The organism is Leucobacter sp. NPDC058333, from assembly GCF_042726155.1.
Classification (GTDB): domain Bacteria; phylum Actinomycetota; class Actinomycetes; order Actinomycetales; family Microbacteriaceae; genus Leucobacter.
Genome location: NZ_JBHXHV010000001.1, coordinates 798062 through 820442, shown reverse-complemented (window position 1 = coordinate 820442; position 22381 = coordinate 798062). Strand labels below are relative to the sequence as shown.

General features: G+C 67.6%; 19 protein-coding genes. 7 read left to right on the top strand and 12 right to left on the bottom strand.

What is annotated here, in order from left to right; genetic code table 11:
* Nucleotides 1–16: 16 nt before the first annotated feature.
* Complete coding sequence (locus tag ACFWHR_RS03675) at nt 17–1798, bottom strand: proline--tRNA ligase (protein ID WP_382446916.1); 1782 nt, start codon at nt 1796–1798, stop codon at nt 17–19.
* Between the two features lie 54 nt (nt 1799–1852).
* On the opposite strand from ACFWHR_RS03675, the gene ACFWHR_RS03670 reads away from it, so the two are divergent.
* Complete coding sequence (locus tag ACFWHR_RS03670) at nt 1853–3421, top strand: dolichyl-phosphate-mannose--protein mannosyltransferase (RefSeq protein ID WP_382446915.1); 1569 nt, start codon at nt 1853–1855, stop codon at nt 3419–3421.
* 20 nt (nt 3422–3441) lie between these two features.
* Here the strand turns inward: ACFWHR_RS03670 and ACFWHR_RS03665 are convergent, their stop codons facing one another.
* Both ACFWHR_RS03665 and ACFWHR_RS03660 read right to left on the bottom strand, forming a co-directional pair.
* On the bottom strand, nt 3442–4113 hold the full coding sequence (locus ACFWHR_RS03665) for a response regulator (RefSeq protein ID WP_382446914.1): 672 nt from the start codon (nt 4111–4113) through the stop codon (nt 3442–3444).
* Nucleotides 4110–5519 carry a PspC domain-containing protein gene (locus tag ACFWHR_RS03660; RefSeq protein WP_382446913.1) on the bottom strand — a complete coding sequence of 470 codons (1410 nt, stop codon included), beginning with the start codon at nt 5517–5519 and terminating at the stop codon, nt 4110–4112. The genes ACFWHR_RS03665 and ACFWHR_RS03660 overlap by 4 nt, the downstream gene beginning before the upstream one ends.
* 113 nt (nt 5520–5632) lie before the next feature.
* On the opposite strand from ACFWHR_RS03660, the gene ACFWHR_RS03655 reads away from it, so the two are divergent.
* Together ACFWHR_RS03655 and ACFWHR_RS03650 are read left to right on the top strand one after the other, a co-directional pair.
* Nucleotides 5633–7123, top strand: coding sequence for a PspC domain-containing protein (locus tag ACFWHR_RS03655; RefSeq protein ID WP_382446912.1), 1491 nt, complete (start codon nt 5633–5635; stop codon nt 7121–7123).
* Nucleotides 7120–7560, top strand: a complete 441-nt coding sequence (locus tag ACFWHR_RS03650; RefSeq protein ID WP_382446911.1) for a hypothetical protein — start codon at nt 7120–7122, stop codon at nt 7558–7560. Before ACFWHR_RS03655 ends, ACFWHR_RS03650 begins: the two co-directional genes overlap by 4 nt.
* 52 nt (nt 7561–7612) lie before the next feature.
* Here the strand turns inward: ACFWHR_RS03650 and ACFWHR_RS03645 are convergent, their stop codons facing one another.
* Entirely contained in the window at nt 7613–9124 is a 1512-nt protein-coding gene (locus ACFWHR_RS03645; RefSeq protein ID WP_382446910.1) for a sensor histidine kinase, read from the bottom strand.
* 240 nt (nt 9125–9364) lie between these two features.
* On the opposite strand from ACFWHR_RS03645, the gene ACFWHR_RS03640 reads away from it, so the two are divergent.
* Entirely contained in the window at nt 9365–9826 is a 462-nt protein-coding gene (locus tag ACFWHR_RS03640) for an Rv3235 family protein (RefSeq protein ID WP_382446909.1), read from the top strand.
* Nucleotides 9827–9863: 37 nt separating this feature from the next.
* Here ACFWHR_RS03640 and ACFWHR_RS03635 read toward each other — a convergent pair whose 3' ends face one another.
* The 3 genes from ACFWHR_RS03635 to galE are packed head-to-tail and all read right to left on the bottom strand — an operon-like array spanning nt 9864 to nt 13322.
* Nucleotides 9864–10841, bottom strand: coding sequence for a glycosyltransferase (locus ACFWHR_RS03635; protein ID WP_382446908.1), 978 nt, complete (start codon nt 10839–10841; stop codon nt 9864–9866).
* Between the two features lie 40 nt (nt 10842–10881).
* Nucleotides 10882–12312 (bottom strand): LCP family protein, encoded by a 1431-nt coding sequence (locus ACFWHR_RS03630; RefSeq protein WP_382446907.1) that lies wholly within the window; start codon nt 12310–12312, stop codon nt 10882–10884.
* A complete protein-coding gene (gene galE, locus ACFWHR_RS03625) occupies nt 12309–13322 on the bottom strand; it encodes a UDP-glucose 4-epimerase GalE (protein WP_382446906.1) in 1014 nt (337 codons plus the stop codon). The genes ACFWHR_RS03630 and galE overlap by 4 nt, the downstream gene beginning before the upstream one ends.
* A gap of 213 nt (nt 13323–13535) precedes the next feature.
* Here galE and ACFWHR_RS03620 point away from each other — a divergent pair, with 213 nt between their 5' ends.
* The gene (locus ACFWHR_RS03620; protein WP_382446905.1) at nt 13536–14660 is read left to right on the top strand and encodes a mannosyltransferase; all 1125 of its coding nucleotides are present in this window, start codon (nt 13536–13538) and stop codon (nt 14658–14660) included.
* A 299-nt stretch (nt 14661–14959) separates the two neighbouring features.
* Here the strand turns inward: ACFWHR_RS03620 and ACFWHR_RS03615 are convergent, their stop codons facing one another.
* The 3 genes from ACFWHR_RS03615 to ACFWHR_RS03605 are packed head-to-tail and all read right to left on the bottom strand — an operon-like array spanning nt 14960 to nt 17953.
* Entirely contained in the window at nt 14960–16195 is a 1236-nt protein-coding gene (locus ACFWHR_RS03615) for an MFS transporter (protein WP_382446904.1), read from the bottom strand.
* A gap of 47 nt (nt 16196–16242) precedes the next feature.
* Entirely contained in the window at nt 16243–16755 is a 513-nt protein-coding gene (purE, locus tag ACFWHR_RS03610) for a 5-(carboxyamino)imidazole ribonucleotide mutase (protein ID WP_382446903.1), read from the bottom strand.
* Nucleotides 16756–16807: 52 nt separating this feature from the next.
* The gene (locus ACFWHR_RS03605; protein ID WP_382446902.1) at nt 16808–17953 is read right to left on the bottom strand and encodes a 5-(carboxyamino)imidazole ribonucleotide synthase; all 1146 of its coding nucleotides are present in this window, start codon (nt 17951–17953) and stop codon (nt 16808–16810) included.
* A gap of 113 nt (nt 17954–18066) precedes the next feature.
* Between ACFWHR_RS03605 and ACFWHR_RS03600 the strand changes: the two genes are divergently transcribed.
* Nucleotides 18067–18657: a MarR family winged helix-turn-helix transcriptional regulator gene (locus ACFWHR_RS03600; protein ID WP_382446901.1), complete on the top strand. Its 591-nt coding sequence runs from the start codon at nt 18067–18069 to the stop codon at nt 18655–18657.
* Nucleotides 18658–18755: 98 nt separating this feature from the next.
* Nucleotides 18756–19523, top strand: coding sequence for a GntR family transcriptional regulator (locus ACFWHR_RS03595; protein ID WP_382446900.1), 768 nt, complete (start codon nt 18756–18758; stop codon nt 19521–19523).
* Nucleotides 19524–19573: 50 nt separating this feature from the next.
* Here the strand turns inward: ACFWHR_RS03595 and ACFWHR_RS03590 are convergent, their stop codons facing one another.
* Both ACFWHR_RS03590 and ACFWHR_RS03585 read right to left on the bottom strand, forming a co-directional pair.
* A complete protein-coding gene (locus tag ACFWHR_RS03590; protein ID WP_382446899.1) occupies nt 19574–20272 on the bottom strand; it encodes an endonuclease/exonuclease/phosphatase family protein in 699 nt (232 codons plus the stop codon).
* Between the two features lie 131 nt (nt 20273–20403).
* Entirely contained in the window at nt 20404–22272 is a 1869-nt protein-coding gene (locus tag ACFWHR_RS03585) for a DUF5684 domain-containing protein (protein ID WP_382446898.1), read from the bottom strand.
* Between the last annotated feature and the right edge of the window lie 109 nt (nt 22273–22381).

Sequence of the window (22381 nt, the reverse complement as noted above, 5' to 3'; positions counted from 1 at the left end):
AGGCTCGGCACTTGCGTCACGCGCCGAACAGCGCCGGGATCTCTGTGATCGCGACCTTGTCTTTCGTGCCTGCTGCGCGATCCCAGACCTCTGCGAAGCCCTCGGCAGCGTCACGACCAACGACGACGACCTTCGGCACGCCGAGCAGCTCGGCGTCGCCGAACTTCACACCGGGCGACACCTTCGGGCGGTCGTCGAACATGACCTCGACGCCCGCACCGTCGAGCGTCGCAACGAGCGCCTCAGCGACCTCGTAGACGGCAGCATCGCGGCCGGTCGCAACGACGTGCACGTTGAACGGCGCGACGGCTTCTGGCCAGATCAGCCCGCGGTCGTCGTGGTGCAGCTCAGCGAGAATCGCCATGATGCGCGTCACACCGATGCCGTACGAACCCATCGTCACGGTGACGAGCTTGCCGTTCTCATCGAGCACCTTGAGGCCGAGCGCCTCGGCGTACTTGCGGCCGAGCTGGAAGATATGGCCGATCTCCATGCCGCGAGCGGTCTCGATCGGGCCGGAGCCGTCGGGGGCCTCGTCGCCGTCGCGCACACTCGCGATCTCGACGACGCCGTCGGCCGAGAAGTCACGGCCGAACACCAGGTGTGCGACGTGCTGTTCATCGACGTTCGCCCCGGTGACCCAGGCGGTGCCATCGACGACTCGGGGGTCGACGAGGTACCGCAGGCCGGTCGAGCTCTCGGCGCCAAGCGCCGCGGAAACCTCGCCGGACGCGGCTACGTGAGCGGGCCCGATGTACCCCTTCACAAGGCCGGGGTGACGCGCGAGATCTGCGGCGGTCGCGGGCTCGACATCGGCACCGGCGAACGCCACCTCGGCGCGCTTCATGTCTGCGTCGCGGTCGCCCGGAATCCCGACGACCACGATCTCGCGCTCGCCACCGACTGGCGTCACCGCGAGCACGAGGTTCTTGAGCGTGTCGGCCGCGGTCCACTCCCGACCGTCCTCGCGCGGCAGCGCCGCGTTCGTGTGCGCGACGAGCGTCTCGATGGTCGGTGTCTCGGGCGAATCGAAGACTCGAGCGGCGGGCTGACCGTCAATCGGCAGTGCCGCGGGCGCCGGAGTGCGGTACGCCTCGACGTTTGCGGCGTAACCGCCAGCCGAACGCACGAACGTGTCCTCACCGATCGGCGTGGGCAGCAGGAACTCCTCGCTGCGCGAACCGCCCATGGCGCCCGCATCAGCCGAGACGATCACGTATTCGAGCCCGAGCCGCGAGAAGATGCGCTTGTAGGCGTCGCGCTGACGCTCATAGCTGGCATCGAGGCCCGCGTCGGTCGCGTCAAACGAGTACGCGTCTTTCATCGTGAACTCGCGCCCGCGCAGCAGGCCTGCGCGCGGCCGTGCCTCGTCGCGGTACTTGTCTTGGATCTGGAACAGCGCGAGCGGCAGGTCCTTGTACGACGTGACGATGTCTTTCACCATGTTGGTGAAGACCTCTTCGTGCGTCGGAGCGAGCAGGTAATCGGCGCCGTGGCGATCCTGCAGGCGGAAGAGGGCCTCGCCGTATTCTTCCCAGCGACCCGATGCCTCGTAGGGCTCACGGGGCAGCAAGCCCGGGAAGTGCACCTCGTGCGCGCCCGAAGCGAGCATCTCTTCGCGGATGATCTGCTCGAGCTTGCCCTTCACGCGCAGCCCCAGCGGCATCCAACCGAAGATGCCCGGTGCCTGACGCCGAATGTACCCCGCGCGCACGAGCAGCTTGTGGCTTGCCACCTCTGCGTCAGCGGGATCTTCACGGAGGGTCTTCAAGAAGTATGAGCTGAGCCGCGTAATCACCACACCATCGTATCCCTCGCCGTGCCCATCGGCGTTGCGCTCTACGCTGTTGATGTGACGAGAACTCGGTGGGTGGCCTGGGTCGCACCCGCGGCGGTGCTGATGATCGCTGCCGCCCTGCGGCTGTGGGCTCTCGATCGCCCTGGCACTCTCGTGTTCGATGAGCTCTACTATGTGCGCGACGCCATCAGCCAGCTCGCCCACGGATTCCCCACGACGTGGCCCGACGAGGAGCCGGATATGAGCGGTTCGCGGGCCATCGGTTTTTCTGTCGATCCGTCCTACGCGGTGCACCCGCCGCTCGGCAAGTGGCTGATCGGCCTCGGGATTCTGGCGTTCGGCCCGGGCACCGGGTGGGGGTGGCGCAGTGCGGTCGCGATCGCTGGCGTACTCACGGTCGCGGTCACGATGCGACTCGGGTGGCGCATCACGCGCAGCCTCACCATCGCGTGCGTCGCCGGCCTCTTGCTCGCGCTCGACGGCGTGCACGTGGTGCTGAGCCGGGTGGGCCTGCTCGACGGGTTTCTCGCGCTCGCGATTGTGCTCGGCGCGCTCTTCGTGTGGCGCGATATCGAGTGGACCTCCGCCCGCTCGCAGCCACTCGGTCCGAGTGCCGCATTCCCCGCGACGCGGCCCCGCATCGCCGTGCTGTGGTGCCGGCCCTGGCTGCTCGCCGCCGGCGTAGCATTCGGGTCCGCAGCGGCGATCAAGTGGTCGGGCCTGTACCCGCTCGCCGCGTTTCTCGTCTTCGTGACCGTGCGCGACCTCGTGGTGCGACTGCGCACGCGTGAACGTTTTGCGGCGGGCCGCGCAGCGCTGCAGGCGGTCATTACCGCGGCGATCGCGCTGCCCTCTGCGGTACTCACTTACCTCGCGAGCTGGGCCGGTTGGATTTTCACGCCCGGTGGCTGGGGCCGCACCGGCGGGGAAGCGTGGTGGCCGGCGCTGCTGAAGTACCACTCCGACATGCTCGAGTGGCACCGCACCCTCAGCGCACCGCACCCCTACGCGGCGAACCCGCTCAGCTGGCCGCTCGCGCTGCGCCCGACAGGCATGTATGAGGCGCACTGGGGGCCAAGCGATGGCTGCCCCTGGTCGGCGTGCGCCGCTATGGTCAGCCCGATCCCGAATCCACTCGTGACCTGGGGAGGCGTCATTGCGCTGGTCGCCCTGCTGTGGCTCGTGATCGCGCGTGCGCGCCGCGGGCCCGATCCGTTCGTCACCGCGGGGGCGTTCGTCGTCGTTGGCTACCTCTCGGGCTGGCTGCCGTGGGTGTTCACGCTGTCTCGCTCGGCGGTGTTTCAGTTCTACGCCGTCGTGCTCACGCCGTTCTCAGCGCTCGCGCTGGCCATAGTGCTCGGCGTGCTGTGCCGGGTGGCGATCCGCCCCCGGGTCGAGGTCGGCGGCGCGCGCGCCTCGGAAGACTTGCCTGCGGCGAGCGCGCCCGAGCTTCTGGGCCCGGGCGGCGGTTCGGCAGAGACTCTGCTGGGGGTGAGGATCGCGACCGCGTTGTTCTTGGTGTTCTGTCTGGCGCTGGCGCTGCTCTTCTTCCCGGTGTGGTCGGGGGCGCCCATTGCCGAGTGGTTCTGGCGGGCGCACCTCTGGCTGCCCGGTTGGCAATAGCGCCGACGCCAGCGTGGACACTACAACAAGCGGCGCGAAAGGGCCCACGCGGTGAGTTCGTGCCGGTTGGAAAGTTGCAGTTTACGCAGCACCTTTGACACGTGGGTTTCGACGGTTTTGACCGAGAGATACAGCTCGGCGGCGACTTCTTTATACGCGTAGCCTCGGGCAATCATGCGCATCACCTCCTGCTCCCGGGCGGTGAGCCGATCTAGCTCGTCGTCCTGTGCCGCCGTCTCTCCGCCGCCTGTTCCGAACGCGTCGAGCACGAATCCCGCGAGCCTCGGCGAGAAGACTGCGTCGCCGCCGTGCACGCGCGCGACCGCGGCCGTCACCTCGGCACCCGACGCGGTCTTCGTCAGGTAGCCGCGGGCGCCCGCCCGAATCACCTGCACGACGTCGTCGGCGGCGTCTGACACGCTGAGCGCGAGCACGCGCGTGCCGCGCGACGTCGGCTGAGCAGCGAGCCGCTGCAGCACCTCCGCACCGCCACCGCCCGCGCCGCCAGGCAGGTGCACGTCGAGCAGCACGACATCGGGGACGGTGGCCGTCACGACTGCCACGGCCTCGTCGACCGTCGCCGCCTCGCCGACCACCTCAAGTTCGGCGCCGAGCTCCGCGCGCAGGCCCGTGCGAAAGATCTGGTGGTCGTCGACGATGACGATGCGAATCGTGGGCTGGTCTTGGGTCACGGTCGCTCCTGGGGTGCGTCGGTCGGTTCGGTTGGGGTGGCGTCCGCTGTGTCGCGCGGGATATCGAGGCGCACGGAGGTTCCTCCGCCGGGGCCGGGCACGATGCGTGCACGCCCGCCCGCCCGCTGCATACGCCCGAGAATTGACTCGCGCACGCCCATCCGCCCCTCTGGCAGGTTGCTCGGGTCGAGCCCCGGGCCGCGGTCGGTGACGTCGATCGCGAGGCGATCCTGGGTCACCTCGAGAAACACGGTGACGTCACCGCCAGCGTGCCTGGCCGCGTTCAACATAGCTTCCCGCGCCGCTGCAACGATTGGGGCTGGCGCAATAAGCCCCTCGCCAGCGCCCACCGCAACGACCTCGAACCGAACGGGGTGCTCGGCCTCGAGCGCGGCCGCGTGGGTGCGCAGCTCGGTGTCGACGGCTTCGAGATGCGGTGCGGGTGCTCCATCGGCCGCGCGAAACAGCCATTCCCGCAGCTCTCGCTCTTGGCCACGCGCGATGCGGGCCACCTCACTGCCCGGCTCCGAGCGCTGCTGGATCAGTGCGAGCGTCTGCAGCACCGAGTCGTGCAGGTGCGCGGCGATGTCGGAGCGCTCGGCTTCTCGCGCCCGCGCCGCTCGCTCGGCCATCAGCTCGCGGTTCAGTCGGAGCACCCAGGGCGCGGCCGCCAGTGCGACTCCGGCGAGTACGGCGAGCGCGGCGCCGACGACCGTCCAGGCGTTGGGCTCACGGGCTGTGACGAAAAACATCAGCACCCCCACGGCCACGAGAGCGAGCGCGCCAAGGGCGCGAGGCAGCGCGTTCCGATCGGGCCGATCGCGATCGGCGATCTGCCACCACGTCAATCCAACTCCGACGAGTACGGCAAGGCCTGGCAGCAGAAGTTCGAGGCGCAGGTGTACGCCCGTGCGCTCGAGCACGAGGCCGACACCCGCGATCAGCAGCCCGACCCCGAGCAGCAGTTCGGCGATCGGCCAGCGAGCGCGCCGCTGGCGCTTCGCTGCGGGGTTGGACTCAACGGCGGGTTTGGACTCCGCGGCGGGTTTGGGGCCAGCGGCGGGGTCGACGTCAAGTTCGTCAATGGACGCGGACTCGACAATCGCTTCCGGATCCGGCACCGGATCCTGGACTCCCGGAACCGCCCCGATCCAGCGTCGTTCGCCCTCGCCAGCTGGTTTCGTGAGCGCGCGGCGCAACGGAACGATGCCGTCGATCTCCCCCGCCCACGGCACCGTGAGCCAGAGCCACAGGTACAGCACGGCACCCGCGCCGCCGAGCACAGTGAGCGCAAGCAGCGTGATGCGCACCGCCTGCGCAGACACCCCGAGGTGCGTAGCCAGGCCGCCGCACACCCCCGCGAGCACGCGATCGTCGCGCGAGCGGGTGAGGGGTGCGATGGCCATTCCCCCATCAAAGCAGGTCGGTGCCTCGATGGGGGTCTCAGGGTCGCAGGATCAGGGTCCGATCAGGGTGATCCCTCATGGCCGCGATCGTGCGGCTCAGCCAGACTCGAAGCATGCACACCGAATCACACTCAGAGCGCCCCGCGGGGCCGCCTCCCGGCCAGGGATTCTTTGACTGGCTGCGCGGCCTCGACATCACTCGCGGATCGGACCGCTGGTTCGCCGGCGTCGCGGGCGGCGTCGCCCAGCGACTCAAGATCGACCCGATCATTGTGCGCGGCGTCTTCGTCGTGCTCGCCCTGCTGGGCGGCCCCGGTATCCTCCTGTATTTGCTCGGGTGGCTGCTGCTGCCCGACGTCTCCGGCCGCATCCACGTGGAGGAGATCATCCGGGGGCGAGCACAGACCGGGGTGATCGTCACCGCTGTCGTCGTCACGGCAGTGGTCATCATCCCGGCTATCTTCAGTAGTTTCATTCCCGGCGCCTCGTTCCCCGCGTTCAGCGTGTGGAACTGGGACGTCTGGGGCGTGCTCGGTCTGCCCGGCTGGCTCACGGCAACCATCGCGACGCTGTGCTGGATCGCCGTCATCGTGCTCGGGTGCTTTTGGCTGCGGCGGGTACTGCTGCAGCGAGGCCGTGAGACTGCTCGCGCGGCGAGTGAGGCAGGCGAGACCGGAGCGCCGGATCAGTCGTCGTTCACCGACGACACCAGGTCGTTCGCCGATCGCGCCGAGACCTTCGCCACTCGTGCGGCCGAGGGCGCCGAGCGGGCCGGCCGGGACGCCGCCGATTGGGGTCGCCGCGCGGGCGAGGCCGCCGATCAGTGGGGCCGCGACGTCGGCAGGCAGGCCGACGCGTGGAGCGCTCGGTACGCCGACCACCACGACACGCACCGCCTGGGAACCGCGCACGTCGTCATCACACTCGCACTCTCACTCGTCGCCGCCGGCGTTGCTGCGCTCTGGACGAATTCCCTGAGCGCACCGCTGCCCCTCGACAGCGTCGCCCCCGACGCGCTCGTCACAGCCATGATCGCTGCGCTGGCTGTGCTCGCCGTGTCGCTCATCATCGCCGGCGTGCGCGGCCGGCACACCGGCTGGGTCGGCTTCCTGTCGTTCTGCGGGGTGGTCGCGCTGCTGTTCAGCGTGGTGCTGCCGTGGGGCGCGCGCTTCCAGCCGTTCGGCAACACGCACGTGGACACTGCCGAGGTCGGAGCCGTCATAGTCGCGGGTAACGCGACCGTCGACTTAGCGGGTATTGAGGATCGTGCCGCGGGGCTCAACGATCTCGAGGTCTGGCTGCTCGCGGGTTCCACCACAATCGAGTTGCCCGACGAGACACCCACCATCGTGCACGTGCGGATGCTCGCCGGCCGCATCGACGAGAGCGGGCGGACGGGTGCGGGCACGAGCGCCGACACGCAGCGCACCATCAGCGGACCGTTTCTGTTTCGCGAAATCCGCTCGAACGTGACACCGGCCAACGCATCCTCAGCGAGCGTGGTGACCGTGACTGTTGGTGCGGGCAGCGTCGAAGTCGAGGGCGGCGGGAATGGAACCGCCTCGTCCGCGCGAAAGACCGTTGAATTGGAGACCACCCGATGAACACTCAGCCCACTGAACCGCTGGATCCGATGGACTCGGAGTCGGTCGATCTCGCGCCGCCTGTACCGCCTGCACCGCCGGCGCCGCTTGCGGCTCCCGCGGCTCCTGCGGCTCAAGCCGCGCCCGCGTCGTCAGCGGCGGGCACCGTCCCAGCCGAGACCGCGCCAGCGGGCACTGCTTCTGCGGGCACTGCTTCTGCGGGCACTGCGGATGTTGTTTCGCCCGCCCGATCGCTCCCGAAGCCGGGCCCGCGCACCGGGCCCATCGTGTGGGGGGCCCTGATCCTCGTCTTCTGCGGCTACATCGCCCAGCAGGCGTTCGGAGGCAACGGCCTCGACACCGCCGGCTGGATCGCCGCGACGGTCATCGGCCTCGGAGTACTCCTGCTCGGTGTCGGCATTGCGGTGCTGATTCGCAACGCAAGGCGCCCGAGCTAGGCAGGGTTAGCGGGTAAGCGGGCTAGCCAGCGCTAGCCCGCTTACGTGCGAGCTAACCCGAGACGCTCGGCATTTCGCGCGTCTGGGTCGAAATCCAGTGCAATGGAACCTGGATCGCGACCCGCGTGCCGCCCCCGGCGTCAGGGCCCCAGGTGATGTTGCCTCCGAGCTCACCCTCAATGAGGGTGCGCACGATCTGCGTTCCGAGTCCGTCGCCGACCGTGCCGCCCGGGAGCCCCGTGCCGGTGTCGATAACCTCAACCGAGAGTCGCTCGTTCGAGCGGTGCGCGGTCACGTAGACCTCGCCCTCGCGTCCGGCGAGGCCGTGTTCCACGGCGTTCGTGACGATCTCGGTAAGGGCCAGCGCGAGCGGGGTCGCGTACTCAGAGGGCAGTTCGCCGAACTCGCCGTCTTTGTGCGGGTGCACGGTCGTGTTGTGCAGGCTTGCAACCTCAGCGGCCAGACCGATGACACGGTCGAAGACCTTGTCGAAGTCGACAATCTGCGACAGCCCGGTCGAGAGCGTGTCGTGCACCACCGCGATCGCGGCGACGCGACGCATGGCCTGCCCGAGCACCTGCTTCGCCTCTTCGCTGCGCGCGCGGCGCGCCTGCACGCGCAGCAGCGACGCTACCGTTTGCAGGTTGTTCTTCACGCGGTGATGAATCTCACGAATGGTCGCGTCTTTTGTGATGAGTTCCTGGGCCTGCTGTCGCAGTTCGGTCACGTCGCGCGTCAGCACGATGCCACCCACCCACGCACCGTCGCGGTAGACCGGAATCGAGCGCAGGGTGATCGTGTGACCGCGCGCGTCAACCTCGATGCGCTTCGCGATCTTCCCCTGCGCGATGAGCGGCAGCGATTCGTTGGTGTCGAACTGCCCCTTCACGAGCTCAGCAACGACCTCGCTGAAGTTCTCTCCCTCGATCTCGTCACGGAATCCGAGTGTCGAGAATGTCGTCTGCGTGTTCGGGCTCGCAAACGTCGCGATGCCGTCGAGATCGACACGCACGAGCCCGTCGGCTGCACGCGGAGCGCCTTGCTCGCCGCCGCGCGAACTGCCCGGTACTGGGAACTGGCCGTTTTGGATCATGCCGATCAGATCCGATGCGACCTCACGGAAGGCAGCTCCGATGCGCGAGGCCGGCTGCGTGTCGGCGGCGCTCGTGTGCACCGTCATAACGGCGAACGGACCCTCGACCGAGTTGTCAGACGCGCGGCGCCTGACCGAGAATGCGGCGAGCCGCATCGGGTTCTCTTCGTACCAGGCGGGTGACGTCGAGAGCACCGGGCTGGAACTCAACATCGCCTGGTCAACGAGCTCGCGCCAGTCAGCGCGCAGCAGATCACCGATGACGTCTCGGTAGAACAGCGTCACCGAACCAGCCGGTCGGCTGTGCGCTATCGCCAGGTAGTTGTCGTCGCTCGTCGGTACCCACAGCACCACATCGCCCAGGGCAAGATCGGCGAGCAGACGGAGGTCGAGCGTCAATAACTCGAGCCACTCAATCTCCTCTTCTTCGAGGGAGGAGTACTTAGTTGCGAGATCGCGGAGTGTAGCCACGCATCCAGACTAGAGCACACTATCGGGGAAAATTCTGCCAGACACCCCTGAGTTTTACGTCAGTCTGCATACCATCCCATCGGTGCCTGACACACTGCCGACACACAAGAAACGTAAAATTTGCTTGACGATTGGCACAGCTCGGATCTTAAGGTGAGATACACCTCGTTCGAGAATCCGGGAGTGCGGCAGGGGGAATCACGACGGGAGCGGCGCACGGATCCAACCGAAAGGACCACTATGCAGGCACGCGCCGCCGCCCCGATTCCGCGCGATCAATCTGGGTCACGATCCGGTGGTCGAGCTTCGCCCTCGAACACCGCGCGCCGCCATCTGCGCGCCATCGAGCTCAGCGGTCCAGACGTACCACCACCGCCCGCCTCGCTCGTGCAGCGCCTCGCGCTCTATGCGTTCGAGGTACTCGAGGGAACGCGCGTGGTGACGCAGCTCGGGGGTTGGATCACGATCGAGGTTGCCGAAACGCTCCGGGCCAGGCGCGCGCTACGGGTGGAGCGCGAGACCGCAATGCGCGACCGGCGGCGGCGCATCGCGATGCCTGGCCGCGCGCACCTGAGCAGCCCACTTCCGCACGTCATCGAGGCGACCGTGCTGCTGCACGTCGAACCTCGCGCCACCGTCGTCGCGCTTCGCCTCGAACACCACCGAGATCGTTGGCGTGCCACAGACATCACCGTGCTGTGACGCAGCCACCCACGTGTGCGGCGCGGTCTGTTGCGCCCTATCGACCGTTAAGTCGCGACAGTTTTTCCACCTCGTACATCACGTCGACCGGCACGCCCGCGTTACGCAGCACGTCGCGCGTCGAACGTGGCGCCCGCAACCAACCGGCGTTCCAGCCCCGGCGCAGGCAGTCGCGCAGCTGAGCTCGATCGTCCGACGCTCGGAACGTGCGGAACCAGCGTCTCGCCGTCGCCGCCGAGTACAGCAGTTTCTCCCAGCCAAACAAAGCAGGGCTCGTGCGAAACACCCAGAGCTTATTGCGCACCTCGTAAAAGAAGCGGGGGCCGGGATCCTGGTCGCTTGATCCGCGCTTCACCGTGCGATGCGTGACGACCGAGGCGGGCACGTAGAGCCCCCGCGCGCCGCGCAGCATTCGCGCTGAAAACTCGAAATCGTCGTTCCACAGGAAGTAATCTGCGACGGGCAGTCCCTGCTCGCGAACTCGCGCTGCGCGCAAGAATGCCGATACGAACGAGATTGAGCGGATCTCCATCGCACCGACGGACGCCGCGCGTGCGCGCTCCTCGTCTGAGGCGCGAATCTTAGGCTTCGGAGTGTTCATCGGGTGATCTTCACCGTCCGTCCACACGACGCGCGAGCCCATCACCGCAAGATCGTCGGGGCCCGACGCTCGATAGCGTTCGTGGGTGTCGAGCGCGCCGGCGAGCGCGGTAGGGCTTGGCACGGTGTCGTCGTCCATTACCCAGACCCAGTCGGTGTCGTCCTCGACGACCGCGGCCGCGATGCCCGTCGCGAAGCCACCCGCGCCGCCAGTGTTCTCCGTGAGCTGGATATGACGCGCACGCTCACCCCAGGCCTCAAGCATCTCGGCGGCAACCTCAACGGAGCCGTCGTCAGACGCGTTGTCGACCACGACGAGACGGTCGACGGGTCGGGTCTGAGCGGCGAGCGCCGCGAGTGATTCCCGCAGCAATTCTCGCCGGTTGTAGGCCACCAGCACAGCAGTCACGCGCATGCGATTCGCCTCCCTCTCAGTTCGAACAAACCCGGCAAGTCTAGCCCGCGTCCTTCTCAGGCGCCGAAGCGGCGGCGACGCCGTCGTCGACAAGCTGATGCACCGTCGCCCAATCCGGGTTCTCCGGGTCAACCGCGGGCGGCACCAGTTCAACGTTCACGGGATCGTGCGAGCGCGCCTTCGCGGCGAGATCAACGAACCGCCCCAGCATAGAGTCGGGAATGTCGGTGTCAACGAGTTGCGATCCGGCCGCGAGCACCTCTTGGAATCGCGCCAGCACATTCTGCGGGTTCATCTGCGCGAGAATCGCCGACTGCAGTTCGCGCTGTCGCGCCATGCGGGAATAGTCACCGTCGGCCGAGCCGTAGCGCGAGCGGGCGTACCAGAGCGCGGTGAACCCGTCCATCTTCTGCTTACCGGGCTCGATCCAGCCCTCAACCCCGACGAGTTCGCCGGTCGACTCGTCGACCTGCCCGCCGATCGGCAACCGCTCCTGCACGTCCATGGTGATGCCGCCGAGCGCGTCGATCAGACTCTGGAACGCATCCATGTTGACCAGCACGTAGAACTGCACCTCGAGCCCGGTTGCACCCTCGACCGCATCCTTGGTCGCTTCGATTCCCGGCGACGAGCCCTGCGAAACGGCGTCGGAATAGAGGCCCTCGTACGACGGCGATCCGGAGTCTTCGACCTCGGTGACGAGCGAGTTCAGGTTGCCAGTCGTGAAGCAGTAGTAGCCGCCGCCATCGACGACCTCATAGTTGTTGACCTCATCGCAGTAACCCTCCGGGTAGATGGGCCCGAGCGGGGACGATTCAGGGAACGGCACGTCCTTCAGTTCGCGAGGCAGGCCGATGATCGTGGACTGACCGGTCTCTGCGTCGATGCTGACGAGCGAGATGCTGTCGGGGCGCAGACCCTCGCGATCGGCGCCGGCATCGGTGCCGAGCAGCAGAATGTTGTAGCGCCCGTCGACCGGCGCCACCGCGGGAGCGCTGCGGAACAGATCGCTGATCAGCCCGCGGCCCGCGCCGACGGCGTTGCCCGCCCACGCGGCTCCCGCCGCCGGCACGATCGTTAGCAGGATCGACAGCATCGCGACGGGCACACGCCACCCGCGCTGCACACGCACGAGCTTCGTGAGACGCAGCGTGTCGATGCCGAGCACCACCCAGACAACCGCATAGGCGAACAGCAGCCACTGCACGATGAGGAGTACGAAACTGTTTGTGAAGAAGGTGAGTGTCGGGGTGCGCGCGAGCAGCAGGCACAGCCCCGAAATAATGGCGCCCACAACGAGGATCCCGGTGGCGATCAAGCCGAACCGTCCGAGCTTGCGATTCCCGGCAACCACCTGGGCGGTGCCCGGCAGCACGAAGCCGAGGATCACGAGCCAGCGGGCTCGCTTGCTCATGAGCGGTTCGGAGCCGAGATCGGGGTTCCGAAGCGGCCGCTCCAGATCGAGCGTCATGCGTGATACCCAGCTGGGTTCTGCGACTGCCAGTTCCAGGAGTCACGGCATGCCTCTTCGAGGGAGCGCGTCGTGCGCCAGTCGAGCTCGGCGTTTGCACGCCCCGGATCAGCCTGCAGCACTGCGACATCACCGGCGCGAGCAGGCATCACCGCATACGGAATCGCCTGACCGGAGGCCTGCTCAAAGGCGCGCACGACATCGAGCACGCTCGATCCGATGCCCGATCCCAGATTGTACGTTTCGACACCTGGCGCGATTCGCTCAAGCGCCGCCACGTGTCCCTCGGCAAGGTCGAGCACGTGAATGTAATCCCGCACGCCGGTGCCGTCGGGGGTGTTGTACCCGTCACCGAACACGCTGAGCCGCTCGCGCTTGCCGACCGCGACCTGCGTGATGAACGGCATGAGATTGTTCGGGATCCCGCTCGGATCTTCGCCAATTCGCCCTGAGGGGTGCGCCCCGACCGGGTTGAAGTAGCGCAGCACCACGGCTTCGAGTTCTGGCCACGCGGTCTGCGCACCGTGCACGATGCGCTCGTTCATGAACTTCGACCACCCGTACGGGCTCGCGAGGTCGACACCCGCGGGGTGCGCCTCGTCGATTGGCACGTAGATCGGGTCGCCGTAGACCGTCGCTGAAGAGCTGAAGACGAATTTCGTGATGCCTCGCTCGCGCATGATGTCGAGCAGCGCAATGGTCGAGTCGAGGTTGACGCGGTAATACCGTGTGGGCTGCTCGACCGACTCGCCGACAGCTTTCAAACCCGCGAGGTGAATCACGGCATCGAAGTCGACCTCGGCGAGGGCGCGCTGAGCGGCCTCTCGATCCGAGAGATCGAGCTCGATCACCGGCACATCAACACCGCTCAACTCGGAGATTCTCCGCACCGCTTCACGGCTGCTGTTGGAGAAGTCGTCGAGAACGATCACCTCGTGGCCGCGCTCGATAAGTACGAGTGCGGTGTGCGAGCCGATATACCCGGCGCCACCTGTCAACAAAACACGCATGGGGACAGGGTACTTTGCAGATCGTGAGGGAAACCTCAAGCCGCACCGCATTCGCAGATTTGAGAACTCGGACCGAAAACTTAAATTGTTGCGATTACGTCTCAGTCCAGATGTTCATGCCGTGGCGCACAGCTGTTCCCAGCCAGGAAGTCCATACAATATGGAGTGCGGACTCGTGCCGCGGGCATGTCACTGTAATCGAGGGGAGAACGATTGGCGACGCTCACCCTCATCGCCGACCCCTTCCCTGATTGGGAAGCGGAGTCACACGCTGCCGCGGCGCGCGATCTCGCGCAGGCCGTCGCAGAAACCGCCCCGCGCGGCTGCAGTGCACGCTACCTGATGGCTCGCGGTGGCGACACGCCCCAGTTCACTTCACCGCGTCTCGCGACCGAGGTGCTGCCGTTGCGCTCGAGCATGCTGCCGCTCGTGTGGCAGAACGGCGCAACTGCACGACCGCTCGACGGTGAATTCGTACACGCACTCACCCCGATGATGCCGCTGCGCTCGCGCGGAGACGACGACGGCTCACAAACTTCGGTGACGATCCCCCACAGCATTGCGTGGGATGCGCCCGCGCTGCTCGGGAACTCTCAGGCACGACTGTTCCGATCGTTCGCGCGGCGCGCGGTGAAGCTTGCCGACGTGATTCTGACGCCGACGCACGCGACTGCGCGGGTGTTGCAGCAGCAGTACGGCAGTGATCTGCCCATTCAGGTTTTCCCGCTCGCGCCGCCGAGCGAATTCTCTGCTCCTGAAGACGCGGCCGAGCGTCGCGCGGCGTGGGGCCTGCCCGAGCGGTACGCGGCAACGACCGCGCGTCTGGGTGAGCACGGGCGTCTCGAGTGGGTGTTCGACGCCATGCGCAACGATCACGCGTTGCCCCCGCTTGTGGTGCTCGAGGGCCTCGACCCGCACGGCGCGCCGACGCGCGAAAAGGATCGTGACGCTGCGGCGCTTACCACTGAGATCCCGCAGGACTTGGTCGGCCGCGTGCACACGGTGCGCGTCACGCAGCTCTCCGATGTCGGTGCCGTGTGCGCCAACGCGGTCGTGCTGCTGCAGCCGCAGGCATTCGCTGGCACGGGTTACGTGGTGCTCGCGGCGCTCAACGCCGCCGTGCCCGTGGTGCACGCCGGACACCCCGCGACCGAAGAGCTTGTGCTCGACGCGGGCGTTTCCGCTGACACTGCTGAGGGATTCGCGCGGGAGTACAGCACGCTCATCGGACAGTCGGGCGCACTCCCGACGTTGACGGTGCTCGCGTGCGATCGGAGCCGTGGCTTCAGCTGGCGCGCCTCGGCCTGGCAGCTCTGGGAAACCCACGCAAACCTCTGACTCCACGCGCCTCCCCTCTTCTCCCCTCTCCCCTCCCTTCTTTTGTGCACCCTTGGGTGAGCAATATTTGTCACTCGCGCGACCAAATCTGACAAATATCGCTCACCCGCGTACCTTCACCCGCGAGCCCCTACCCCCGAGCACGCGTGCCCCGTGTGATGCCCGCACCCTCGCGATCCCCCCTCCCCCCTCGGGTGAGCAATCCTTGACACTTTCGGGCGCGAAACTGACGAGAATCGCTCACCCGCGTGGGGGTCACGAGGGGCAGAGGGAAAGGGGGACAGGGGCAGAGGGCAGGGCTACGCCCTGTCTGCCCTCGCTATTCCGCCCTGGGTGCGCGCGTAGGACCACGCGAGCGCCGCGGCGAGCAGGATCGCGCCGCCCGTCATCGCCGCCGTGCCGCTCCATCCCGACGAGCTGAACGCAGCCGTGCCCGCCCAGCCAAGCAGGCTCGAACCCGCGTAATAGCCGAGGTTATACAGCGGCGGCGCCTGGCTCGCGCCCGGAGTGCCGGCCGCGCGGCGGCCGATCAGACCGCTCGCAATCGTGTGCGCCGCGAAGAATCCACCGGTGAACAGCACGAGCCCCGCAATCACGACGGTCAGCGGTGCGGCGAGCGTCAGCGCGAGCCCCGCCCCCATCACACCGAGACTGCCAAGCATCACCGCTGTCGGCGACGCTCGCCGTGTCAGGCGCCACACTGAGCTCGACGTCAGCGTCCCCGCGAGGTAGGCCAAAAACAGCCACGAGACCTGCACGAGCGTCAGCGCATACGGCGGCATCACAAGCCTGAACGCGAGCGCGTTGTAAGCGGCGACAAAACCGCCCATCGTCAGGAACGCGTGCATGATGAGCACGAGCACTCCCGGCTGCGAGAGGTTGGTGAGGATCGCCTGCAGCACTCCCCCGGTAGCCTCTCTCGGCAGCTGCGTCGCGGGCACGAGCGCGATGAAGCAGACGGTCATACCCGCTGCGAGCACCGCCACGGCGACCATTCCCGCCCGCCAACCGAACGGCTCCTCGACCGCGCCCGCGAAGATGCGCCCGACCAGACCTCCGAGAGTCGTCCCGGCCACGTACATGCCGACAGCGCCGCCGAGCGCGCGCGGCCGCACGGTTTCTACGAGTGAGGTCACCGCGAGCGCCGGGATACCCGCGAGTGCGAACCCCTCCACGGCGCGCAGCGCGAGCATGGTCTCGAATCCGGGCGCGAACGGCACCGCCAGCCCGAGCAGCATCGCAGCGCCGGTGGCCCAGCGCATGGTGCGCACCCGGCCCAGCCGATCCGACACCCGCGCCCAGGGCAGCACGCCGGCCGCGACGCCGATGGTCGTCGCGCCAACCGTCCACGACGAGGCCCCGGCGGACACGCCGAACTCGCGGGCGATCGCGGGGAGCAACCCCTGCGGCGAGTACATCTGCGCGAACGTCGCGACGCCCGCACAGAACAGCGCGATGAGCGCGCTTCGATAGGTCGCCGAACCTCGGTCAGCGCGAGGGTCGCGAGAGGCGCGAGGATCGCGAGGACCATCCACGCTCCGCCCCGACCCACCATCAGCCATCAGTGCGCTCGCGCCCCGCTTTACTCGGCTGCGATTCGCGCCTTGAGCGCGTCGTTCTTCTCGCCGACGGCGGCGGTCAGACCCTCGGCGTAATCAGCGAGACGCCGCGCGATCACGGGGTCGGCCGAGCCGAGGATACGGGCCGCAAGAATGCCAGCGTTCTTCGCCCCGCCGATCGACACGGTGGCGACGGGAATCCCCCCAGGCATCTGCACAATCGACAGCAGCGAGTCGAGGCCGTCGAGCTTGGCGAGCGGCACGGGCACGCCGATCACGGGCAGCGTGGTCATCGAGGCAACCATGCCGGGCAGATGTGCGGCGCCGCCCGCGCCCGCGATGATGACACGAATGCCGCGGCCAGCTGCCTCGCGCGCGTAGCTCACCATTTTGTCGGGGGTGCGGTGCGCGCTCACCACCTCGACCTCGTGCGCGATGCCGAATTCGCGCAGCGCCTGCACCGCGTCTGCCATCACCGAATAGTCGGAGTCGGATCCCATGATGACGCCGACCAGGGGCGCAGTGGTTTCAGCCATAGCTCAATCGTAGTCTGGGCTGGCGGGGCGCACGCACGCAGGCAGTGCCGGATCAGGCGAACAGCTCAGCCGCCGCCACGGCATCCGCCCGCACAGCGTCGAGGTCGTCGCCCGTCACGGTCACGTGCCCGACCTTGCGCCCCGGCCGGGGCTGCTTGTCGTAGCTGTGGAACTTCGCGCGCGGGTGCGCGGCCAGCGCCTCCGCATAGCGCACGGGCATGGGGCCCTCCGCGGGCCCGCCGAGCACGTTCACCATCACGGCAGCGGGGGCGGTCATCGAAGTGTCGCCGAGCGGCAGATCAGCGACCGCCCGCAGGTGCTGCTCGAACTGGCTCGTGACCGATCCCTCGATCGAGAAGTGACCGGAGTTGTGGGGCCGCATGGCGAGCTCGTTCACGAGCACCCGACCGTCGCGCGTCTCGAACATTTCGACCGCGAGCACGCCCGTGACGGCCACGCCCTCGGCGACCGTTTCACCGATGCGCGCGGCCTCGGCGAGCACCTCGGCGCGCTGCGTCGGGGCCGGAGCAAGCACCTCAGCGCACACACCGTCGCGCTGGATCGTCTCGACGACGGGCCAGGTGCGGGTCTCCCCGCTCGGGCGGCGCGCGACGAGCTGCGACAGCTCGCGCACGAAATCGACGAGCTCCTCGACGAGCAAGAAACCGCCATTGCCGTCCTCGGCGAGCGCGGTAAACCAGTCGCGCACCTCGGACGCGTCAGAAATAACCCGCACGCCCTTGCCGTCGTATCCACCACGGGCGGTCTTCACGACCGCGCGCCCGCCGTGCGCGTCAAGGAACATCTGTAGCGCGGCCTCGTCGGCCACCGCCGCCCAGTCGGGAATCGGCACCCCCAGCTCGGCGAGCTTCTCGCGCATCACGATTTTGTCTTGCGCGTACTGCAGCGCGTCGGGGCGCGGGTGCACGGCAACGCCGCGCGCCTCAAGCTCGCGCAGAATCGGCTGCGGCACGTGCTCGTGATCAAACGTGATGACGTCGACGGTCTCGGCAAAGGCATACACCGTTTCGGGATCCCGGTAATCGCCGACCGCATCGGCAGCGCGCTCAGCGCTCGATCCCGCGTTCTCCGCGAGCACGCTGATGCGCAGGCCCAGGTGAATCGCCGGCGGCACCATCATTCGGGCAAGCTGCCCCCCGCCGATAACGCCGATCTTGATGCTGCCGTTCTCCGCCACTTCTCGCCTCTCGGGTTCGCTTCGGCCGCGCTTCGCAGCGCAGACCACCCCACCATTCTGCCGCATTGCGCGCCGGGCGTTTCCGCACGCCCCAGTCGTGCAGACTAGAGGGTATGCAAGACGCCAGCGGGCCAGCCTCCCACCCAGACGGAATCTCCGACATCATCGCGGAGTTCTCTGAGGTGTTCGCCTTCGCGCGCACGCGCTGGGCACGCTACGCAGAGGAGGTTGATCCCGAACTCAAGGGCGTCGGGATCATGGTGCTCCAGCTGATCCTGCGGAAAGGGCCGATCACAGCGACCGGTATCAGCCAGCTGCTCGATATGGACAAGGCCATGGTGAGCCGTCAGATCACGAAACTGAAGGAGCTTGAACTCATCGAGACGCAACCCTCCCGCGAGGATCGCCGGGTGGTGTTGCTGACTCCCAGCCCGAAGGCGGAGGACCTGTTGGGCGCGATTCGTCAGAAGTGGGCCCACGCGTATCACGAGCGTTTCGTCGACTGGAGTTCAGACGAGCTGGAGCACTTGCGGGCAGCGTTGCATCGCTTCAACGCCTCGGCCGAGGGGCTGCGCGGGGAGACTCAGGCGGCGGCTGATCCCGAACCCGCTGCCGTGGATACGGATCTTGTCGCTGCTGAGCCCGAGCTCGAGCCCGAGCTCGAGCCTGAGCCCGATCCCGATCAGGCTCCGGCCACCAGGTAGCCGCGATCACGCGCAACTCACCCGCCGTTCGCCGATCGTTCACCCGCTCGTCTTCTCCCGGGCGGCCGTAACCAATTTGTGACTAATAGGGTTGCCACATGACCCTGCAGGCACCGCTGCACGTGCAGTTGTACGAGGAAATGGCCCATCGCATTCGCACGGGCGCGTGGCAACCCGGCGAGCGCGTACCGAGCGAAAAGTCGCTGATCGCCGAGTTCGGCACCGCGCGGGGCCCGGTGCGCCAAGCGCTCGCTGCACTGCGCGCGGATGGCTTGATCGCGGGCGGGCGCGGCACTCCCCCGCGCGTGCAACTCACTGCGCCCGCGCAGTCGTTTGACACGTTCATCTCGTTCAGCGAGTGGGCCCGCGGCCTCGGTTTCACCCCGGGGCAGCGCGTTATCGAGGCGAGCCGCCGAAGCGCCACCGAGGAGTGCGCGCGTGAGCTGCAGATTGTGCCTGACGCCCCGGTAGTCGAGATCATTCGCGTGCGTTTTCTCGATGAGAAGCCGGCGATGCTTGAGCGGTCGCTGTTCCCGTACGAGATCGGCAAACACCTGCTCGGAAATGATGTTCATCTCGGCAGCGTGTATCAGGCGCTCGCGCGGGTGGGCATCGTTCCGGCACGGGCACGCCACGTCATTGATGCGATCGCCGCCCACCCGCTTGAGGTGGAACAACTCCACATCAGCCCGGGCACCCCGCTCTTGCGCGTGCGCCGACTGAGTTACAACGACGTTGGCACCGTCATTGAGAGCGCCGACGATCGTTATCTGCCGACCATGGCAACGTTCGTCGTGGAGAACAGCGCGAAGCACCGCAATCCGCTGTCGCGGCACCCGGCCGCCCGGCGCGCTGGCGAGCTGTAGAGCGCGCGATCGGGGGGCACCCGCGGCGGCCCGGCGGATCGCCGAGGGACCTACGCGGCGACCGGCTCTGCGAGCGGCAGCTCGCTCATCGCGGCGGTCACCATGATCGGCAGGTGATCGGAGGTACCGCGATTGAGGGTGCGCACGCTGCCGATGTCAAGGCCTGATGAGGTCGCGAAGTCGAAGTGGCCGCGGAACATCTTGTAGCGCGTATACGTGCGCTTGTCGCTGAGGCTGAGCTCGTAACCGGTGTCACGCATCTCAGTGTCGAGACGCCCCTTGAAGACCGGGTAATTGTAATCGCCGACCATCAGCGCGGGCAGGCCGGGGCCGAGATGGCGCAGCTCGGCGAGCGCGGCGTGGATCTGGTGGCGACGCAGCGAGTTGAGGGCGGTCAGCGGGGCCGCGTGAAAGGAAGCTACAACGAGGTCACGCTGCAGATCGGCATCGTGGAGGCGCACCCCGAGCAACCGCTCGTGGGCGGGAGCGAGCAGCCGATCGTGCAGCGACTTCTTCAGCTGAAAGGTGTGCGCGGAGCGCGTATGAAAACGGTCTTCACGCACATACATTGCGAGACCGAGCCTGTTCCGCTCCGTTGCGTGCACGAGAGACAGGTGACCGAGTCGTGCGGGCAGTGCGACGGCCTCGGCCTCTTGCAGGCAGAGCACGTCAACGCCGTGGTCGTCGGCGAGCGCGGCGAGCTCGGTGACGGCGCGGTTCTTCCGCAGGTTGTAACTGATGACCTTCATATCGCGAACCTCCACGGGGTCGTGTTGGGCCGTTCGGCGACCCGACAGAAGACACCTTACGCCCGGAGAGCTGTGGAGTCAGCGAGTCATCGCTGACAACATTTTCAGCTTTCTGCGCTTGCACGCACCGCTCAGAGCTGGCGCAATCGCACCTCTAGCGTGCCAATCACCATCTGTTCGGTGGTCGGCGAGATGCGCCCGGATTCCAGTTGCGCCGCATCGCCGCTGGCGTCGACGAGCGAGACACCATTCGTCGAGTGCAGGTCTTCGATGGACCAGTCATCGCCGTCGCGGCGCAGGCGCGCGTGCGACTTTGACATCGTGCGCGTCGGGTCACTGATCTGCAGCACCGTCGTTCCCGGTAGCGCCTCGGGCTTGCGTCCAATCACGATGTCGTCGCCCTCGAGTTCAAGCGTTTCGCCACCCGGCAACTCGAGACCCCAGCGTGTGCGTCGCGACACGACGACGGTGTGATCTTCGTCGAGGCCGCCGGGAGCTGCGGTGAGCGGCGCGACGGGTTCGATCGGGCCAGAGGACGTCGCAGGAGCGGCGGTCGAATCGGCTGCCACCGGGTTCGCTGGCGATCCAGGAGCAACCGTTGCGACCGGAGCCGTGGGCGCCACCGGCGCTACTGGCGCGACCGGAGCTACCGGCGCGATCGGGTCGCCGCCGAGGCCTGGCTCGGGCAGATTCGGGATCGCGATGGGCTCGCTCGGCTCCCCCGTCTGAGCGGGAGTAGCGTGCGGAGTGGCGGGCGCAGGCAACAGCGACGGCGCCTCGCGGTCGAAGATCGACGGCTCGGGAGCTGCGGGTTGAGCCGGGGCCTGCGGCGACGCGGGAGCAGGAGCCTCAGCCGGGGCCTGCGCTGCAACCGGAGGCTCCGGCAGCACAAGCGGGCCCGACTGGTCGAGGCTCGAATCTTCGACTACCGGCCACGAGAACGGGCGCGGAGCCGCCACCTGTCCGAGAGGCGCCTGCGGTCCAGGGGTGTGTCCCTCGGCGGCGAGCCGCTCAAAGTCACCCTCGGTGGTGTTGCTGAATCCCCAGTTATTGGTGGTCGGCGCGTGAGCGCCGTCGAACTGTCCGCTGCGAGCCTGCGGGGCATCATTCTGCGGGGCCCCGAGCTGTGAGCCTGGTTGCTGCGAACCGTCCGCACCGGGCGCGACAGGCGCCTGGCCGAACGGCTGATGCCACGGATCAGCGGGCGCGGCGGGCGCACCCTGGGCTTGCGCTGCGGGATCCGGCGCTTGCTGCGGAAGCACCGACTGCCCGGAACCGTTCTGCGGATCCGGTACGCCCTGCATTCCCGGCGCACCAAACGCGGGAGCGCCCGGAGCTGACTGCGGCATCGCCCACGGGTTCTGCGCATCTTGCTGCGGCGCCTGCTGCGGAATCTGCTGCACGGGCGGCAACCCCTGCCACGCTGGGTCCGGCTGCTGCGTCAGATCTTGCTGCGGGGCGAAGCCACCGGCGCCGTAGGCCGGTGCTGCGCCATACCCGGGCTGCGCTGGCATTCCACCGGCGGCCGGTGCGGGCGGGGCGTAACCCTGCCAGCCCTGCCCGCCCTGATTGCCGTAGCCGTCAGCCGCGTACCCGCCTGTCGCGTAGCCCTGGTCGCCGTATTCGCGATCCCGAAGCTGCGAAGCGAACAGCGTTGCCCACAGCGGCGCGATAAACGCACCGAGCACCGTGAAACCCGCGCCCTTGCCGAATTCAGAGTTGATGCGGTGGATGGCAATGATCGAAACGACGAGCGTGACGATGCCCAGGCCGGGCACGAGCATGAAGAGGGCGAGCCAGCCGGGTAGGCCGCCGCGCTGAATCAGCTGCCACTGGTTCCAGACTGGAATCCAGCCCCAGCCCGACGGCAGACCGAGGTATGGGAAGAGGCGTGACAGCGCCCACAGGTACCAGACGTACACCCCGAGGCCAACGAGTGACCAGACACCGTAGACAAGGAAGAACCCAGCGCCGAGCTGCGACGTAGTCCCGTAGTCCATGAATCACTCTTTTCCGCTGGGCGACGTCGGTCTGGGTCAACCGGGGTGCGACGCAGCATTACCTCTGACAGGGTACCGGCCTGGGCCTCATTCGAGAATCCCGGGCTTC

Coding starts and splice junctions, on each gene's coding strand:
- ACFWHR_RS03585 (WP_382446898.1), bottom strand. CDS start 22,272: ATGGACTACGGGACTACGTCGCAGCTCGGCGCTGGGTTCTTCCTTGTC.
- ACFWHR_RS03595 (WP_382446900.1), top strand. CDS start 18,756: ATGACCCTGCAGGCACCGCTGCACGTGCAGTTGTACGAGGAAATGGCC.
- ACFWHR_RS03660 (WP_382446913.1), bottom strand. CDS start 5,519: ATGGCCATCGCACCCCTCACCCGCTCGCGCGACGATCGCGTGCTCGCG.
- ACFWHR_RS03650 (WP_382446911.1), top strand. CDS start 7,120: ATGAACACTCAGCCCACTGAACCGCTGGATCCGATGGACTCGGAGTCG.
- ACFWHR_RS03635 (WP_382446908.1), bottom strand. CDS start 10,841: ATGCGCGTGACTGCTGTGCTGGTGGCCTACAACCGGCGAGAATTGCTG.
- ACFWHR_RS03640 (WP_382446909.1), top strand. CDS start 9,365: ATGCAGGCACGCGCCGCCGCCCCGATTCCGCGCGATCAATCTGGGTCA.
- ACFWHR_RS03630 (WP_382446907.1), bottom strand. CDS start 12,312: ATGACGCTCGATCTGGAGCGGCCGCTTCGGAACCCCGATCTCGGCTCC.
- ACFWHR_RS03655 (WP_382446912.1), top strand. CDS start 5,633: ATGCACACCGAATCACACTCAGAGCGCCCCGCGGGGCCGCCTCCCGGC.
- purE (WP_382446903.1), bottom strand. CDS start 16,755: ATGGCTGAAACCACTGCGCCCCTGGTCGGCGTCATCATGGGATCCGAC.
- ACFWHR_RS03590 (WP_382446899.1), bottom strand. CDS start 20,272: ATGAAGGTCATCAGTTACAACCTGCGGAAGAACCGCGCCGTCACCGAG.
- ACFWHR_RS03600 (WP_382446901.1), top strand. CDS start 18,067: ATGCAAGACGCCAGCGGGCCAGCCTCCCACCCAGACGGAATCTCCGAC.
- galE (WP_382446906.1), bottom strand. CDS start 13,322: ATGCGTGTTTTGTTGACAGGTGGCGCCGGGTATATCGGCTCGCACACC.